At 40.1% G+C, this 16794-nt stretch carries 16 protein-coding genes; 6 read left to right on the top strand and 10 right to left on the bottom strand.

Annotated features, from left to right (window positions below):
• Positions 1-73: 73 nt before the first annotated feature.
• A complete protein-coding gene (gene gcvP / locus GUU89_RS01930; protein ID WP_162126348.1) occupies positions 74-2917 on the bottom strand; it encodes an aminomethyl-transferring glycine dehydrogenase in 2844 nt (947 codons plus the stop codon).
• Between the two features lie 156 nt (positions 2918-3073).
• On the opposite strand from gcvP, the gene GUU89_RS01925 reads away from it, so the two are divergent.
• Complete coding sequence (locus tag GUU89_RS01925) at positions 3074-3889, top strand: UbiA prenyltransferase family protein (protein WP_162126347.1); 816 nt, start codon at positions 3074-3076, stop codon at positions 3887-3889.
• A 33-nt stretch (positions 3890-3922) separates the two neighbouring features.
• Here GUU89_RS01925 and GUU89_RS01920 read toward each other — a convergent pair whose 3' ends face one another.
• From GUU89_RS01920 to GUU89_RS01885, 8 genes are all read right to left on the bottom strand, one after another.
• Positions 3923-4324 carry an SRPBCC family protein gene (locus GUU89_RS01920; RefSeq protein WP_162126346.1) on the bottom strand — a complete coding sequence of 134 codons (402 nt, stop codon included), beginning with the start codon at positions 4322-4324 and terminating at the stop codon, positions 3923-3925.
• Position 4325: 1 nt separating this feature from the next.
• Complete coding sequence (locus GUU89_RS01915) at positions 4326-4766, bottom strand: hypothetical protein (RefSeq protein ID WP_162126345.1); 441 nt, start codon at positions 4764-4766, stop codon at positions 4326-4328.
• Positions 4763-5080 (bottom strand): hypothetical protein, encoded by a 318-nt coding sequence (locus GUU89_RS01910; protein WP_162126344.1) that lies wholly within the window; start codon positions 5078-5080, stop codon positions 4763-4765. Before GUU89_RS01910 ends, GUU89_RS01915 begins: the two co-directional genes overlap by 4 nt.
• Positions 5081-5137: 57 nt before the next feature.
• Positions 5138-5641, bottom strand: coding sequence for a GbsR/MarR family transcriptional regulator (locus GUU89_RS01905; RefSeq protein ID WP_162126343.1), 504 nt, complete (start codon positions 5639-5641; stop codon positions 5138-5140).
• Positions 5642-5753: 112 nt separating this feature from the next.
• Complete coding sequence (locus GUU89_RS01900) at positions 5754-7778, bottom strand: M3 family metallopeptidase (RefSeq protein ID WP_162126342.1); 2025 nt, start codon at positions 7776-7778, stop codon at positions 5754-5756.
• A gap of 53 nt (positions 7779-7831) precedes the next feature.
• Entirely contained in the window at positions 7832-8317 is a 486-nt protein-coding gene (gene purE, locus GUU89_RS01895; protein WP_162126341.1) for a 5-(carboxyamino)imidazole ribonucleotide mutase, read from the bottom strand.
• Positions 8318-8321: 4 nt separating this feature from the next.
• Positions 8322-9479 (bottom strand): 5-(carboxyamino)imidazole ribonucleotide synthase, encoded by a 1158-nt coding sequence (locus GUU89_RS01890; protein WP_162126340.1) that lies wholly within the window; start codon positions 9477-9479, stop codon positions 8322-8324.
• A gap of 120 nt (positions 9480-9599) precedes the next feature.
• Positions 9600-10136, bottom strand: a complete 537-nt coding sequence (locus tag GUU89_RS01885) for a hypothetical protein (RefSeq protein WP_162126339.1) — start codon at positions 10134-10136, stop codon at positions 9600-9602.
• A 97-nt stretch (positions 10137-10233) separates the two neighbouring features.
• Here GUU89_RS01885 and hpt point away from each other — a divergent pair, with 97 nt between their 5' ends.
• Genes hpt through obgE form a run of 4 tightly spaced genes read left to right on the top strand, consistent with a single transcriptional unit; the run spans position 10234 to position 13773 of the window.
• Positions 10234-10764: a hypoxanthine phosphoribosyltransferase gene (gene hpt, locus GUU89_RS14910; RefSeq protein WP_235921935.1), complete on the top strand. Its 531-nt coding sequence runs from the start codon at positions 10234-10236 to the stop codon at positions 10762-10764.
• Between the two features lie 36 nt (positions 10765-10800).
• Positions 10801-11373, top strand: coding sequence for an adenylate kinase (locus GUU89_RS14905; protein ID WP_235921933.1), 573 nt, complete (start codon positions 10801-10803; stop codon positions 11371-11373).
• A 59-nt stretch (positions 11374-11432) separates the two neighbouring features.
• A complete protein-coding gene (locus tag GUU89_RS01875; RefSeq protein ID WP_162126338.1) occupies positions 11433-12707 on the top strand; it encodes a hemolysin family protein in 1275 nt (424 codons plus the stop codon).
• A 31-nt stretch (positions 12708-12738) separates the two neighbouring features.
• Positions 12739-13773 (top strand): GTPase ObgE, encoded by a 1035-nt coding sequence (obgE, locus tag GUU89_RS01870; RefSeq protein ID WP_162126337.1) that lies wholly within the window; start codon positions 12739-12741, stop codon positions 13771-13773.
• A gap of 32 nt (positions 13774-13805) precedes the next feature.
• Here the strand turns inward: obgE and GUU89_RS01865 are convergent, their stop codons facing one another.
• Positions 13806-14105 carry a DUF1905 domain-containing protein gene (locus tag GUU89_RS01865; protein ID WP_162126336.1) on the bottom strand — a complete coding sequence of 100 codons (300 nt, stop codon included), beginning with the start codon at positions 14103-14105 and terminating at the stop codon, positions 13806-13808.
• A 500-nt stretch (positions 14106-14605) separates the two neighbouring features.
• On the opposite strand from GUU89_RS01865, the gene GUU89_RS01860 reads away from it, so the two are divergent.
• Complete coding sequence (locus tag GUU89_RS01860) at positions 14606-16756, top strand: S46 family peptidase (protein WP_162126335.1); 2151 nt, start codon at positions 14606-14608, stop codon at positions 16754-16756.
• The last annotated feature ends 38 nt before the right edge of the window (positions 16757-16794 follow it).

Here is a 16794-nt window from a genome sequence, read left to right as displayed (position 1 = left end):
TTTGGGATACGGACATAAAAAAAGGTTTCAAATTATAAAACTTGAAACCTTTGGTATTTGTTGTTGTTAGCTCTTACATGTAAGCCTCAATAGGGGCGCAAGAACACACTAAATTTCTATCGCCATAAGCATCGTCAACACGACGGACACTTGGCCAGAATTTGTTTTCGTGGATGTAGTCTAACGGGTAGGCTGCTTGCTCGCGAGTGTAAGGGAACGCCCAAGTATCTGTAGTTAGCATCGCCAAGGTGTGCGGTGCATTCTTAAGTACGTTGTTCGTCTCCTCTGCAGAAGCGGCATCAATTTCTTTACGAATGGCAATCATCGCGTCACAAAAACGGTCTAACTCAGCCAAGTCTTCCGACTCAGTTGGTTCAATCATTAGAGTACCGGCTACCGGGAACGACACGGTTGGCGCGTGGAATCCGTAATCCATTAAACGTTTGGCGATATCCGTTACTTCAATACCGTTTTGTTTGAAGGCGCGACAGTCTAAGATCATTTCGTGTGCTGCTCTTCCGCACTCACCTGAATATAGAATTGGGTAATGGGCTTCTAAACGGGCTTTCATATAATTGGCGTTCAAAATAGCAAACTGGGTAGCGCTTTTTAGTCCTTCGGCCCCTAGCATCGTGATATAGCCATAAGAGATTAAACACACCAAAGCTGAACCGTAAGGCGCAGAAGAAATGGCTGTGATGGCCTTGTCTCCGCCTACCGGAATAACAGGGTTTGTTGGTAAGAACGGTACTAGTTTTTCGTTAACACATATTGGTCCTACACCCGGTCCACCGCCCCCATGAGGGATAGCGAAGGTTTTGTGTAAGTTAAGGTGACAAACATCAGCTCCGATAGTGGCCGGATTGGTTAATCCTACCTGCGCATTCATATTGGCTCCGTCCATATACACTAAACCACCGTTGTCGTGAATGAGTTGGGTGATTTCGATGATAGAAGATTCGTATACCCCGTGTGTAGAAGGGTAGGTTACCATTAGGCAAGACAAATCGTCTTTGTGTTCGATGGCTTTAGCTCTTAAATCTTCTACGTCAATGTTACCTTCCGGAGTGGTTTTGGTTACGATAATGGTCATACCCGCCATGGCTGCTGAAGCCGGATTGGTTCCGTGAGCAGAGGATGGGATAAGACATACATTTCTGTGATGGTCACCACGAGATAAGTGGTAGGCACGAATAGCCATAAGTCCGGCATATTCGCCCTGGGCACCGGAGTTAGGTTGTAGTGTAGTGCCGGCAAAACCGGTTACTACGTTTAGTTGTTGCTCTAATTTTTTGAGCATGGTTATATAGCCTTCGGCCTGTTCGATAGGAGCGAAGGGGTGAATGCTGTTCCAGTTGGCCATAGACAACGGCAACATTTCGGCGGCAGCATTTAGTTTCATGGTGCAAGAGCCTAACGAAATCATCGAATGGTTTAGCGATAAATCTTTACGCTCTAATTTTTTGATGTAACGCATCAACTGTGATTCAGAATGATGGTTGTTGAATACATCGTGCAGTAAGAACGCTGAGGTTCTTGCCAGTGATGTAGGTATGTTGGCGTTGGTATTTAAACTGTTTACGGTGAAAGCCTCTTTACCGGTAGCTTCAGCAAAGATGGCGATGATTTGGTTAACATCGGCTAAAGAAGAGGTTTCGTTTAGAGAGATGGCAATCGTATCAGCATCAATGTAGAAGAAATTCACTTCGTGCTTTTCGGCAATAGCTTTTACTTTGGCAGCCTCCGCTTTTACGGATAGTGTGTCAAAGAAAGCGGTATTGGTTTGGTATACGCCCAATTTATTTAAAGCATCGGCTAAGGTTACTGCCGAAGCGTGTACTTTGTTGGCAATGTAGCGCAATCCTTTTGGTCCGTGGTATACGGCGTACATACCGGCCATAACGGCTAGCAGTACTTGAGCGGTACAGATGTTAGACGTTGCTTTTTCGCGTTTGATGTGTTGTTCGCGAGTTCCTAATGCCATACGTAAGGCGCGTTTTCCATTGGCATCAATAGATACTCCGATGATTCGGCCCGGCATAGAACGTTTGTATTCTTCTTTGGTAGCGAAGTATGCTGCGTGAGGTCCGCCGTAGCCCATTGGGATTCCAAAACGTTGGGTAGTACCTACCACTACTGAGGCGCCCATTTCTCCCGGAGGAGTAAGGGTTGCTAAAGATAAAATATCGGCAGCTACAGCTACTTTAATTTCGTTTTCCTGTGCTTTGGCAATAAAGGCACTATAATCGTTTACCTGACCGTATTTGCCCGGGTATTGTAAAATAGCCCCGAAGAAGTCGGCAGAGAAATCAAATGTTTCGTGGTTGCCTACTACTAACTCTACTCCGATTGGTGTAGAACGGGTTTGCAATACGGATAACGTTTGCGGTAGTATTTCTTCGGAAACGAAGAATTTACGAGTGTTGTTTTTCTTTTGGTCGCGGGTACGCACGTCGAATAGCAATGCCATAGCTTCGGCAGCGGCAGTACCTTCGTCTAATAGGGAAGCGTTGGCGATTTCCATACCGGTTAACTCAATCACCATAGTTTGGAAATTTAGAATGGCTTCTAAACGACCTTGCGCAATCTCGGCTTGGTAAGGTGTATAGGCGGTGTACCATCCCGGGTTTTCAAAGATGTTTCTTTGAATTACGGCAGGCACTATAGTTGGGTGGTAACCCAAACCTAGGTAGGATTTGAATACTTTATTTTTTTTGCCTAATTCCTGAATGTGGTTCAGATACTCATATTCAGTCATGGCGGGGTCTAATTGCAAGTCGGTTTTTAAACGGATACCGTCCGGAAAAGTTTCGTATAACAGCTGGTCGAAACTGTCAACGCCTATGGTTTCAAACATATGGTTTAGGTCGTTCTCTCTCGGACCTATGTGGCGTAATGCAAATGCGTCTGTTCTCATTGAAATGGTAAGTTCTAAAGTGTGTTTAGTTGTGTTGTTTTTTAACGGCAACAAAAGTAAATATTAAAGTCTGAAATTTAGGTTAAAGGACTGTCAAATTTCGAGATTTTTTTAACTAAAACCGGTTGTTATTAACAGTTTGACTATTTTTGAAAGATGCAACAGTTACAGAAGCTTCTCGACTTTTATATCAACAGTAGTATCCATGTGGGGTTGTCGGTTTATGCCTTGGTTCGCATGACCGGTTTTTTGTTTCAAATCACCGCTATTGACGACTGTGCTTTGTTTGGTTTTTTCGGTACGATTGTCGGGTATAATTTTGTTAAGTATGATGCCTTGGCCCGAATCCAAAAACTGGAGATGCGCACCGAGTTGAAAGCTATTGCCGGATTGAGTTTCCTTTCTTTTTTGGCGGCCGGGTATTGTTTTATTCACTTGGAAAAGCATACTAAAATCATTGCTTTTGTTTTTTTGATTTTGACGTTGCTCTATACCTTGCCCTTTTTTCCCAATAGGAAGAATGCCCGCAATTGGGCAGGCGTGAAGATTTATATAGTAGCCTTGTGCTGGGTGGGCGTTACTTTGTTTTTGCCGATTGTTGATGCGGGAATACCATTCACTACTTTAGTTTTTTTGGTGGCGTTGCAACGGTTTCTATTGATTTTTGTCTTGATTTTAATTTTTGAAATCATCGATTTGAAGGTGGATGATCCTAACTTGAAAACAGTGCCACAACAAATAGGCGTAAGGCGAACTAAAATAGTGGGGAGTTTGTTGTTGCTGGGGTTTTTGTTATTAGAATTTTTGGAATCTCCTTTGCAGTATTCCGCCTTATTTTTAAAACTGGGCATTGCTTTTACCGTGTGGTTGTTTTTGGTATTTTCTACTGAAAAACGATCAAAATATTACACTTCGTTTTGGGCTGAAAGCATCCCGATTTTGTGGTGGGGATTGCTGTTGTTCTTCAGCTAGATTTTTCAGTATTTCATTTCTTTTCAGCAGTAGTTAGGTTAAGTATTTTTTGAGTACCAGTTTGTCAACAGCTCTTCCTACTACTCCATAAGGCATTTCGTATTGCAAATGGTCAATCATTACGGTAGTGCCATTTTTGGTAGCAAAGGAATGTTCGTGTCGGAATGATTTGAAATGACCTTTTTCCATCTCATCCACAAAATAATTGGGAGCCTCCATTTCAGTAATCTTGCTTTGGTGTTTCAGGTAAAAACCGAGATGTTTACCCCGAAAGGTTACGGTTTCTCCCAGTTCAATGGTTCCGGAAGTTCTCCCGGCAATGGCTTTTTCTTTTGTTTCGGCAACCGTATGTTGGTGCACATCAATATCTCGGGCTAAATCAAATACGGTTTGTATGGGGGCTGTTATTTTGGTGATGAGACGGATGGTGGTCATGTTATATTTTATAATGTCCCAAGAAGTTATGAATAAAGAGTAAAGAATTCACCACAGCAAAGAGCACGAACAAGGTGTTCATACCATAGCTGCCCACTTTAAAAAGAGTGCGTTGCGGAATTTGATACATGGGATAGTAGGCTATTTGAGTGGCTACTTTACCAACCCAATAGGCTGCTATTAGTCCGGTTAATGCTACTGCCAGTGCTGATTGTTCTTTTAGCTCATTGGTAAAAAGTATGGCAATTAAACCAAAAGAAAAGTTCAATCCTTGAATATAACGACCATAGGTTTTACATATTTCTTGATTCAATGGTTTGAGTTGCTTGACATCGTTATACCAATCGAATACCTGATGGCGGATGTAAGGGTAAATCAAAGCGGTGAAGATTTGGCCGGCACCACTCAGGATGATGAGCCAGTTTGGGATGGTTAGGTTCATGATGCTTCTTTTTTAGTGTAAATGAGTACTGATAAATATAAGCAGAGTGCCGGTGGCATATACCAATGCCAGTCGCTTGTTATATTTGTAGAGAGTAGCAAAAAGAACACCGCTACCAGAAAAAAATAGACTTTGATAGCTATGCTTTTGGGATATTCGTGCCAAAAAAACAGTCCGGTCATTAGTTGAATAAACCCAGTTGCCATGGTAGATATGAGACCATAGATAAAAAAAGTTTCGTTTATAAATCCGAGTAGTCCTAATGATAATGGTATGGCCAAAGCTATGGTGTTTAATACTTTTAAGGCTTTCATAAGAAATAGTATTTTAAACTTTCAGAAAAAAATGAAAGTTTTGATTAAAAAAAGGGGTTATTTCATAAACTTTATTAAAATTTGAGCCAGCCAATTGTCTTTGTACTCGGTTATTTTGTCTAAAACGTTATCTGCTTTTAGTACAAAGTCGTATAATTTGGTGGTTTGTTCTATGAAGTGTCTTTCTTCAGCAGTTCCGTCGGCTTCAATAGAAGAGACTTCTTTTAAGACTTTCAAGGCCGGTTTGATTTCGCGTTTGCTGCGTTCTCTTGAGATCTTTACGGCTAGTTCATCTAAGTCTTTTTCTGCAGTAAAGTATTCTCTTCGTTCACCGGTTTTGTATTCTTTGTATACTATGCCCCAATCCATTAAAGCTCTTAAATTCATGCTGGCATTGCCTCGAGAGATTTGTAATTCTTCCATGATGTCCTCCATGGAAACCGCTTCATTGGACACCATCAACAAGGCGTGTATTTGTGCCATGGTTTTATTGATGCCCCATTGTGAGCCTAACGCCCCCCAGGTTTGAACGAATTTATTTTTAGCTTCTCTGAATTCCATACCCCAAAGATATAACAAAGTTTTTAAACTTTCAATAAAAAATGAAACTTATTTGTAAAAAAGAAACCGAAGTAAAGAAAACTCCGGTTTCAAATATTATATGTCAATAAAACTAAATCAACCCCGCTCGTTTTAACAAAGCTTCCGGTTGCGGTTCTTGTCCTCGGAAACGTTTGTAGAGTTCCATGGGTAATTCAGTACCGCCTTTAGAGAGTACGTTCTCTTTGAACTTGGTAGCGACTTCTTGATTAAAAATTCCTTTTTCTTGGAAATAAGCAAAGGCATCGGCATCTAACACCTCGGCCCACTTGTAGCTGTAATACCCGGAGGAATAACCGCCTTGGAAGATGTGTGAGAAAGATACGCTCATGCAATTTTCGGCTACATCAGGATATAAAGCGGTATGGTCCATAGCGGCTTTTTCAAAAGCTTTTACATTGTCAATAGCTTGTGCTTTTGCGTGGTAGGCCATATCTAAGAGCCCGAAACTCAATTGTCGTAAAGTGGCCATGCCTTCTAAAAAGCTGGCGCTTTCTTTGATTTTGTCTACGTATTGTTGCGGAATAACTTCACCGGTTTCATAATGTTTGGCAAACAAAGCTAAAGCTTCCGGTTCGTAACACCAGTTTTCCATGACTTGGCTTGGCAATTCTACGAAGTCCCAATAAACAGAGGTTCCCGATAAACTTGGATAAGTAGTATTGGCTAACATGCCGTGCAGGGCGTGTCCAAACTCATGAAACAAGGTCGTTACTTCGTTAAATGTCAGCAATGATGGTTTGGTTTCAGTAGGTGGTGTGAAATTGCAAACGATAGATACATGTGGTCTTTCGTTGATGCCATTCTTGATATATTGTGGTTTGAACGAAGTCATCCAGGCGCCGTTGCGCTTTCCTTTTCTCGGGAAAAAGTCGGAGTAGAAGATGGCTACCAGCTCTCCTTCGAAGTCGAGCACTTCAAAAGTTTGTACCTCGTTATGGTATTTGTCTATATTGAATACTTCTTTGAAAGTGATACCGAATAATTTTTCGGCAACCGTGAACGCACCGTTTAATACATTTTCTAATTGGAAATACGGTTTTAAAATCTCATCATCCAAACTGAATAATTTCTGTTTCAATTTTTCGGAATAGTACGCTCCATCCCATTTTTCGAGACTTTCCAATCCGTCCAATTCTTTGGCGAAAGCGTTGAGTTCAGCGAATTCCTTTTGGGCGGCCGGTTTGGCTTTTTCCAATAAATCGTTTAAAAACGATTGTACTTTCTCGGGGTTTTGTGCCATACGCTCTTCTAAAACGAAATGCGAATGCGATTCATAGCCTAATAATTGGGCTCTTTGGTGACGCAAAGCCACTATGTTTTTTACATTTTCCTGATTGTCGTATTCATTCTCCTGAAAGGCTTTTTTGCCGGCTGCTATGGCCATTTCTTTTCGCAGTTCACGATTGTCAACATACGTTACAAATGGTAAGTAACTTGGGAAATCCAAAGTAAACAACCAGCCGTCTAAATCATCAGCTTTGGCTAAGGAGCGGGCCATTTCTTTGGCACCATCCGGTAAGCCTTGAATGTCAGCTTCATTGGCAATGTGTAATTTATAACTGTTGGTTTCTGCCAGAACATTTTCGCCGAAGGTCAATTTCAGTTTGGCCAAAACGGTATCAATTTCACGTAACAGTATTTTTTTATCTTCGGGTAGTAAGGCTCCGTTTCGGGTAAAGCTTTTGTATTTTTTGTCTAATAAAGTCGCTTGTTCCGGCGTTAATGTTAAACGGTCTTTTTGGTCGTGAACAGCTTTTACTCTTTTGAACAAGTCTTCGTTTAGTGCGATGTCATTGCTGAATGCGGTTAGTAAAGGCGAAACATTTTGGGCTATTTTTTGTAATTCGTCACAGGTTTCGGCCGAATTTAAATTGAAGAAAATAGATGATAATCGATCTAAAGCTTCTCCGGAAAAATCGAGTGCTTCAATGGTGTTTTCAAAAGTTGGCGCATCCGGATTATTGATAATTGCATCAATCTCGGCTTTGGCCAGAGCAATATTAGCTTCAAATGCCGGTTGGTAGTCTTCTAATTTGATTTGGCTGAAAGGAGCCGTGTTATGTTGGGTGGTAAATTTTTCTGTTAAGATTTTCATTTTTTATTGGTTGGGACAGGTCGCGACCTGTCCTTGCTTTATTATTATTTAAATTATTTTTTCATTTCGTCTGATGATTGGTTCACCGCGTCTTTCAGACTTTCTTTGTATAAAATTATTTTATCCAATATGATTTTGTCGTGACTCCCGATAATTTGAGCGGCAAGAATACCGGCATTTTTGGCACCATTCAAGGCTACCGTAGCCACAGGAACACCGCCCGGCATTTGTAAAATAGACAAAACAGAATCCCAACCATCAATAGAATTACTTGATTTTACCGGAACGCCAATTACGGGCAATGGCGACATGGAAGCCACCATTCCGGGAAGATGAGCTGCACCGCCGGCGCCGGCAATAATAACCGAAATACCGCGATGGTGAGCATTTTTACTGAACTCAAATAATTTCTCAGGGGTTCGGTGTGCTGAAACGATATCGACTTCAGTGGTAATATCAAAATGTTTCAGGATGTCGATGGCTTCCTGCATTACCGGTAAATCCGATTTGGAACCCATGATGATGGCTACTTTGCTCATAGTTTTATTTTGTGCTGATTACTCTAATACTGTTCTTTACTTCTTCGGCAATTCTTCGGGCTTCTGTCATGTCTTCATTCACTATCGTAACATGTCCCATTTTGCGAAATGGACGAGTTTCGCGTTTCCCGTATATATGGGGTGTTACGCCATTAATGCTCATGATTTTCTCGATGTTTTCATACACTACCGGTCCGGAAAATCCTTCTGCACCGACCAAATTTACCATAATTCCGGCTACTTTGCTGGCGGTATTTCCCAAAGGCAAATCAAGAATAGCACGCAAATGGTTTTCAAACTGCGACGTATAACTGGCTTCAATGCTGTAATGGCCTGAGTTATGAGGTCGTGGGGCTACTTCATTGATTAAAATGCCTTCGTCATGGGTTTGAAACATTTCGACAGCCAGTAAGCCAACATGGTTAAAGGCTTTAGACACCTTCAATGCTTTTTCGGTAGCTTTTTTGGCGATATGATAGTCGATACGAGCGGGGCAAATTACATATTCTACTTGATTGGCTTCGGGATGAAACTCCATTTCTACCACAGGATACGCTTTTACTTCTCCGGAAACAGAACGCGCTACGATTACGGCCAATTCATTTTTGAACGGAACCATCTGTTCGGCTATGCATTCTACATTCGGCAAGTTTTCGATATCAGCCATTGAGCGGACTATTTTGACTCCGTTGCCATCGTACCCAAATCGGGCACATTTCCATACAAAAGGCAAGGCAATCATACTATTTTCCATTTCGGTTCTTAAGTCAGTCAGAGTGGAAAAACGTTTGAAAGCAGCGGTCGGAATTTGATTCTCGACATAAAAGTCTTTCTGAACTCCTTTGTGCTGAATCAGTCTTAAGGTTTTGGGAGACGGGTAGACTTGGAGTCCTTCGGCTTCGAGTTGCTCTAAAGCTTCTAGGTTTACATTTTCGATTTCAATGGTTAACAGGTTTACTTTTTTTCCGAAATCGTATACCGTATCAAAATCCATCAAATCACCAATAAAAAATTTAGTGGCACCAAATTGACAAGGGGCATCCATGCTCGGGTCAAAAACATACGTTTGGATATCAAACTTTCGGGTTTCAGCTAACAGCATTTTGCCAAGCTGTCCGCCGCCGAGAATCCCCAGTTTAAAATCGGAAGAGAAATAGTTCATCGTTGTAGTTATTGCTTTTCAACGGTCTCATGCAGTCGCTTGGCTCCTGTCATTCGTGTTGTGTAGTTGTTGTGCAAAGATACTATTCCATTGATAATGGGCAATTGATAATGGATAATTTTAGTGGTCTATTTTTCGCAAAACTTCTTTAGCCGCAGCTTTATATCCTGCTGATTGGTGGTGAAAATCTTTGTTGATGATGTTTCGCAATTCTTCTTTAATCCAATCCTCTTTTTGGGCATAGTGACACAGGGTGTACATAGCATAGGCTTTCGGAGCTACTTTGGCATTGCCGATTAGCCAATCTAAACAAATTTCAATCAGCTTTTCTTTTTGATTTTCCGTTAGCGAAATCACTTTGGAAATACTCAAAAAATAAGCTACTCTCGACATGCCGCGAATGGCCGATTCGTGTTTGTACTTGGGGATGGTTTCAATGATTCGATCAAGATAAGGAACCAGCATTTCGGGATGATCTTCTACCAGCATTTCAATAATCCAAATGGCTTTGTGGTGATTTTTGTTTGACAAATCAGTAGCAATTGCTGCCAATTCACTCATGTATTCTGGATTTTTGACCACAAAAAAGCGAAGGGTATTGCGACTAAGAGTACCGGCATTGCTTTTGGCTATATGGTCGTGAAAAAACGCATTCATTTTGTAAATATATCAAATTTGCAAAAAAGTGGAAATACTTAGTACTTAATACTCAGGACTTCTTTAAATTTGCACCTTATTTTAAATTCAAACCATAATGATACACCTTCACGATAAATCCTTCGAGCCTTTTATTTCTTCAGATGAAATTGATTTCGCTATAAAGAATATGGCCAAACAAATGGATGATGATTTTTTTGACGAAGTGCCTGTGTTTATAGGTGTTTTAAACGGCGCCTTTATGGTGATGAGTGATTTGATGAAACAATATCGCGGGATGTGTGAAGTGAGTTTTGTGAAAATGGCCTCTTATGAAGGAACCCAAACCACCAATGAAGTAAAAGAACTGATAGGATTGAATCAAAATTTAGAAGGCAGAACGGTAGTAATCGTAGAAGATATTGTTGACACCGGAAATACCATCGAAGAGCTTAAAGCTATTTTCAAAGAGAAAAAAGTTAAGCATTTAAAAATTGCTACCCTGTTTTTCAAACCGGACGCTTATAAAAAAGACATCAAAATTGATTATGTCGGGATTAGAATTCCGAATAAATTCATCGTTGGTTATGGTTTAGACTACGACGGTTTAGGAAGAAATTTGCCGGACATATACCAATTAGCCGAATAACACATAACTTATAATTTATAACTCATAACTACTGCAATGATTAACATCGTTCTTTTCGGAAAACCAGGTGCGGGAAAAGGCACACAAGCTGAATTTTTAAAAGAAAAATACAATCTGACTCATCTTTCTACCGGAGATATTTTCAGATTCAATATAAAAAACGACACCGCTTTGGGACAATTAGCCAAAACCTTTATGGATAAAGGCGATTTGGTTCCAGATGAAGTAACCATCAAAATGCTGGAAAGCGAAGTGGATAAAAATCCAACTTGTGCCGGTTTTTTGTTTGACGGTTTTCCACGAACATTGGCGCAAGCAGCTGCTTTGGATAGTTTTTTAGAATCAAAAGGACAAAGCATTACAGCTACTGTGGCCTTAGAGGCTGATGATGAAATTTTAGTGCAACGGTTGTTAGAAAGAGGAAAAACCTCGGGCCGACCAGACGATCAGGACGAAGAAAAAATCAGAAACCGTTACCAGGAATACAACGAAAAAACGGCGCCTTTGACCAATTATTATGATGCTCAAGGCAAGTTTTATGCCGTAGACGGTATCGGTAGCATTGAAGAAGTAACCCAACGATTAAGCAAAGTAATCGACAATTTATAATTTACGTTTTTGGTTAGCGGTTATATTCATAACGCATAACTTATAACTCATAACTCAAAATGGAAATACTAATTATTCTTTTTTTAATACTGTTAAACGGGGTGTTCTCCATGTCGGAGATTGCTCTGATTTCAGCGCGTAAAAACCGCTTGGAAACGGCAGCTAAAAAAGGGAATACCAATGCCAAAGTGGCGCTGGATTTAGCCAATTCACCCAATAAATTTCTTTCGACTGTTCAAATTGGCATTACGTTAATCGGGATTCTGACCGGTATTTATTCGGGCGATAAAATTACGACTGATGTTACTTTATTTATTGAAAGTTTTGCGACGCTAAAAGTATATGCCCATAGCATAGCCGTTGGAATTGTAGTCGTGATATTGACTTTTTTCTCTTTGGTTTTAGGCGAATTGTTGCCGAAAAGAATCGGATTGAACTATCCTGAAGCCATTGCCAAAGGAGTTGCCGTTCCGATGAAAATGGTTTCCATCATAACGATGCCTTTCATTTGGTTGCTGACCATTTCTACGGATTTTATCTTAGATGTTTTCAAAATAAAACCTACGGCTGACGGTAAAGTAACCGAAGAAGAAATCAAAGCCATCATCAAAGAAGGTACCGAAGGCGGAGAAGTACAAGAAATTGAGCAGGATATAGTAGAACGCGTTTTTCATATTGGCGATCGAAAAATAAATTCGTTGATGACTCACCGTCAATCGATAGTGTATCTTTCTTATGATGATACTGTTGAGGAATTGAAAACCAAAATGTTTGATGAGTTGCATTCGTTTTATCCGGTTTGCCAAGAGAATTTAGACGATGTAGTGGGTATAGTTTTACTGAAAGATTTGTTTGTCGGTTTTGAAAAAGACAACTTTCAATTGAAATCGATTGTCAAAGAGCCGGTATATATGATTGAGCATACTTCGGCTTATAAAGCGTTGGAGAATTTCAAGAAATCGAAAGTGCATTATGCTTTGGTAACCGATGAATATGGTGTTTTTCAGGGAATCATTACTTTGAATGATATCTTGGAAGCGTTAGTGGGCGATGCGGCCGATTTTGATGATGATGAATACCAATTGATTAGTCGAGAAGACGGTACTTGGCTCGTGGACGGCTTGTATTCTTTGCACGATTTCCTAACGTATTTTGATATGGATGAGTTGACCAATGATTACGAAGTAACGACCGTTAGCGGATTAATCATGACCGAAATGGGCAAAATTCCAACCACGGGAGAAAAACTCATTTGGAATAAATTTGAATTAGAAATCATCGATATGGATGGTGTAAAGATTGATAAAGTGCTTGTGAAAGCCATAAAAGAATAGTTAGTACTTTTGCTGACTGAATACAAAGACAATGACAGAGGGAAATTTTGTAGATTACGTAAAAATATATGTCTCTTCCGGAAAAGGAGGGAAAGGTTCTTCGCATCTACACAGAGAAAAATTTATTGAAAAAGGCGGTCCCGATGGAGGAGACGGAGGTCGTGGCGGACACGTAATTTTGAGAGGAAATAAAGGCTTGTGGACGCTGTTTCACCTGAAATTTGCCCGTCATATCAAAGCCGGTCACGGTGGTGATGGAGGAAGTTCCAGAAGTACCGGACACGATGGAGAAGATAAAGTGATTGAAGTGCCGCTGGGAACAGTAGTGCGCGATAAAGAAACGGATGAAATTTTATTTGAAATCACCGAACACGGCGAAGAGCGTATTTTGGTGAAAGGCGGAAAAGGCGGATTGGGGAACTGGCACTTTAGAAGTTCGACCAACCAAACGCCGCGTTATGCCCAGCCGGGTATGCCTACCGAAGAAATGGATGTTATCCTGGAATTAAAAGTTTTAGCCGATGTAGGTTTGGTAGGTTTTCCCAATGCCGGGAAATCGACTTTACTTTCGGTATTGACTTCGGCCAAACCTAAGATTGCCGATTATCCGTTTACGACTTTGAAACCCAATTTGGGGATAGTGGCGTACCGCGAATTCAAATCGTTTATCATGGCGGATATTCCGGGAATTATTGAAGGAGCTGCCGAAGGAAAAGGATTGGGACATTATTTCCTGAGACATATTGAAAGAAACTCAACACTGTTGTTTTTGGTGCCTGCCGATGCTGATGATATTAAAAAAGAATACGAGATTCTGTTAGACGAATTACGTCGTTACAATCCGGAAATGCTGGATAAAGATAAATTGATTGTCATTTCTAAATGCGATATGCTGGACGACGAACTGAAAGCAGAATTGAAAACCGAATTAGACAAAGCCTTTAAAGGAACGCCTTACTTGTTTATTTCTTCTGTAGCCCAACAAGGATTAACCGAGCTGAAAGACAAGCTTTGGGAAATGCTGAACGTTGACGCCGAAGAACCGGAGAACAGTCATGGTCTATAAATAATAAATCCTCACATCAGTGGGGATTTTTTTTACAACAAAATAGCTACTTCCACTAATTTTTCAGCAGTAAGCTTTTCTTTTTTTCTGATTTCAGCCTTTATTGGAAGGAGGTAGGTGTTCTTTTTGGTATCGAACCAAATGGCCGTTTTCCATTGACTGCTACCTATAAGGGCTGTTGCTTTTAATCTTCCCCAACCTTCTTCTTCTGATTTTAACGAGGCTCTGATTTCTTTGGCCATGTGCTCCGGAAGTGAAACAAAATACCAACCGCCGGGAGCAGCATGTTGCCATATCTTTTCTGAAAAGGTATATTTTAATTTCCCCGACATTTTGTATGCTTCTTTTACGTAGAGTGTTTTTCTTTGGCTAAGATATAAAAATGATTCGTATGCCTCCGAAGACCATTTCCGATGCTCCGAAGACTAAATAATGAGCTCCGAAAAGTGTTTGCTACACTCCGTAAACTAATAAAGGGGTTAAGTAGCGTATCACACGTAATCCGAAGTATGTTTGTGGTCCTCCGAAGTGTTTTTTAGGCTCTCCGAAGACTGTTCTAGTCACTCCGAAGACCGTTTCACGGCTGTGAAGGCCTGTAAATACTCAAAAGTTGGTTTTTGATGTTTATGACGTCTTTTTCAAATTTTCAGTCATAATTCATAATTTATAATTCATAATTTCCAAAGGGTATTGTTGTTGTTTTCTGCTAAAAAAGCCTTTCAAATGGGCAAAAAAACCTATATTCGCGACGCTTTTAGCACTGTTAGTTGTAACAATTCTACTTTTTGGCAGACTACTAGCATTCAATCTAATAACACAAATAAAAGTAACAATGAAAAAAATTATTTTATCCTTAATCGCCGGGATTATGTTGATGCCAATCAGCATGAAGGCCGATGAAGGAATGTGGTTTTTAATGTTCATCGAACGTTTGAATCATAGAGACATGCAGAAAATGGGCTTACAATTGACAGCCGAAGAAATTTACAGTATTAATCACCACAGTTTGAAAGATGCTATTGTACAATTCAACGGAGGTTGTACGGCCGAAATTATTTCTAAAGACGGATTAGTATTAACCAACCACCACTGTGGTTATGATGCCGTGGCCGAATTATCGACAGCTGATGATAACCTTTTGAAAAACGGGTATTGGGCAGAAAACAGAAAAGCAGAGAAAAAACCTTCCAGCTTGTATGTGCGTTTCTTTGTTCGTATGGATGATTGTACCAAAAGAATTTTGGCCAAAGTAAACCCATCCATGAGTGAAGCCGATAGAGAAAAAGCGATCAACGCTGAGATTGCTGCTATTGAAAAAGAAAACAACGAAGGTGGAAAATATACCGTTTCGGTTCGTCCTTTCTTCCAAGGGAATGAGTATTACTATTTTGTGTACCAAGATTATAAAGACGTTCGTTTAGTAGGTGTTCCGCCGGAAAGTTTAGGAAAATTTGGTGGCGATACGGATAACTGGGAATGGCCACGTCACACGGCAGATTTTTCTATGTTCAGAGTTTATGCTGATAAAGACGGTAACCCTGCTGACTACTCAGAAAACAATGTGCCATTACAACCAAAACACTATTTACCGGTGAATTTAAGCGGTGTAAAAGAAGGTGATTTTGCTATGATTTTAGGCTATCCTGGTAGAACTAATCGTTGGATGCCTGCAGGCGGAATAGAGCAAAACGTGAAGTTTGCTTATCCTGCTTGGGTAGAAGGTGCTAAAACCGGAATGGACAATATGAAAAAATACATGGATCAGAGCGCTGCTTTGAACTTAGTATATGCTTCTAAATACGCCTCTACAGCCAACTACTGGAAAAATCGTCAAGGTATGATTGATGCGTTGAGTAAATTCGGAACCGCCAAGACTAAAGCTGCTCAGGAAGCTAAATTTAATAAATGGGCCAACAAACCGGCTAATAAAGCTAAGTATGGTAACGTAATTGCCAACATCAATAAGTTTTATGCTTTGACTAACGAAAAGTCAAGACACGATAATTACATGCAACAATTGTTCAGAACTACTTCTTTCGGAACTATCGGAAGAACTTTGGGAAGACAATTGGATTTATATGTAAAAGCGGATGCAGCCAAACGTGCTCAAGCAGCGCCTCAAATTACTGAAATGGCAGAAGAAATGTATAAAGAATTATACATTCCGGCTGAGAAAGATTTATTAGCAGCGCAATTGAAATTGTATGCTACTAAAGCAACAGGCTACAAAATTGCTCCAATGGTTGAAAAAATCGGAAAAGAAAACAACAACGATTTTACAAAATATGTAAACGCAGCGTTTGAACTAAGTATCTTTTCTTCGGTAGATAAAATCAAAGCGTTCTTAGAATTGCCTAATCAAGCTATGTTGGATAACGATCCTTTATATACTTTGTCTAATGATATGTTGACGCATTATAATTCAAAATCAGACGAAATTGCAAAAGCACAAAACGATTACAGTGCTTCTTTCCGTTTGTTAGTGGAAGGATTAAGAGAATCTAAAATTGGTTCAATCAAATATCCGGATGCGAACTCTACTTTGCGTTTGACTTATGGTAAAGTACGTTCATTACCTGCGGATAAAAGAAATGATGCTACCATCAACAATTACACTACCCTTGACGGACAAGTGAAAAAATACAAAAAAGGAGATCAGGAATTTGATTTACCGGTGAAAGTTCTTGACATGAACAAGAAGAAAGACTATGGTAGATTTGCCGATAAAGACGGAAGTTTACACGTGAATTTCTTAACCGATAATGATATCACAGGAGGAAACTCAGGTTCGCCGGTATTGAATGGTAAAGGAGAACTAATTGGTTTAGCTTTCGACGGAAACATTGAAGCTATGGCAGGTGACGTAATCTTTGACAACAAATTACAAAGAACTATCAATGTTGATATTCGTTATGTGTTGTGGGTGATTGAGAATTTCTCAGGAGCTAAACACATTGTTGACGAAATGACTTTAGTGAAATAATATTTTCAATTTAGTTTATATACAAAACGTCCCGATTA

It is taken from the genome of Flavobacterium phycosphaerae (genome assembly GCF_010119235.1).
In the GTDB taxonomy this organism is placed as follows: domain Bacteria; phylum Bacteroidota; class Bacteroidia; order Flavobacteriales; family Flavobacteriaceae; genus Flavobacterium; species Flavobacterium phycosphaerae.
This window is presented reverse-complemented; position numbering and strand designations above follow the sequence as displayed.

What these genes read in the sequence shown, in the direction of transcription:
- gcvP (WP_162126348.1), bottom strand. Translation starts at nt 2,917, where the DNA reads ATGAGAACAGACGCATTTGCATTACGCCACATAGGTCCGAGAGAGAAC.
- GUU89_RS01925 (WP_162126347.1), top strand. Translation starts at nt 3,074, where the DNA reads ATGCAACAGTTACAGAAGCTTCTCGACTTTTATATCAACAGTAGTATC.
- GUU89_RS01920 (WP_162126346.1), bottom strand. Translation starts at nt 4,324, where the DNA reads ATGACCACCATCCGTCTCATCACCAAAATAACAGCCCCCATACAAACC.
- GUU89_RS01915 (WP_162126345.1), bottom strand. Translation starts at nt 4,766, where the DNA reads ATGAACCTAACCATCCCAAACTGGCTCATCATCCTGAGTGGTGCCGGC.
- GUU89_RS01910 (WP_162126344.1), bottom strand. Translation starts at nt 5,080, where the DNA reads ATGAAAGCCTTAAAAGTATTAAACACCATAGCTTTGGCCATACCATTA.
- GUU89_RS01905 (WP_162126343.1), bottom strand. Translation starts at nt 5,641, where the DNA reads ATGGAATTCAGAGAAGCTAAAAATAAATTCGTTCAAACCTGGGGGGCG.
- GUU89_RS01900 (WP_162126342.1), bottom strand. Translation starts at nt 7,778, where the DNA reads ATGAAAATCTTAACAGAAAAATTTACCACCCAACATAACACGGCTCCT.
- purE (WP_162126341.1), bottom strand. Translation starts at nt 8,317, where the DNA reads ATGAGCAAAGTAGCCATCATCATGGGTTCCAAATCGGATTTACCGGTA.
- GUU89_RS01890 (WP_162126340.1), bottom strand. Translation starts at nt 9,479, where the DNA reads ATGAACTATTTCTCTTCCGATTTTAAACTGGGGATTCTCGGCGGCGGA.
- GUU89_RS01885 (WP_162126339.1), bottom strand. Translation starts at nt 10,136, where the DNA reads ATGAATGCGTTTTTTCACGACCATATAGCCAAAAGCAATGCCGGTACT.
- hpt (WP_235921935.1), top strand. Translation starts at nt 10,234, where the DNA reads ATGATACACCTTCACGATAAATCCTTCGAGCCTTTTATTTCTTCAGAT.
- GUU89_RS14905 (WP_235921933.1), top strand. Translation starts at nt 10,801, where the DNA reads ATGATTAACATCGTTCTTTTCGGAAAACCAGGTGCGGGAAAAGGCACA.
- GUU89_RS01875 (WP_162126338.1), top strand. Translation starts at nt 11,433, where the DNA reads ATGGAAATACTAATTATTCTTTTTTTAATACTGTTAAACGGGGTGTTC.
- obgE (WP_162126337.1), top strand. Translation starts at nt 12,739, where the DNA reads ATGACAGAGGGAAATTTTGTAGATTACGTAAAAATATATGTCTCTTCC.
- GUU89_RS01865 (WP_162126336.1), bottom strand. Translation starts at nt 14,105, where the DNA reads ATGTCGGGGAAATTAAAATATACCTTTTCAGAAAAGATATGGCAACAT.
- GUU89_RS01860 (WP_162126335.1), top strand. Translation starts at nt 14,606, where the DNA reads ATGAAAAAAATTATTTTATCCTTAATCGCCGGGATTATGTTGATGCCA.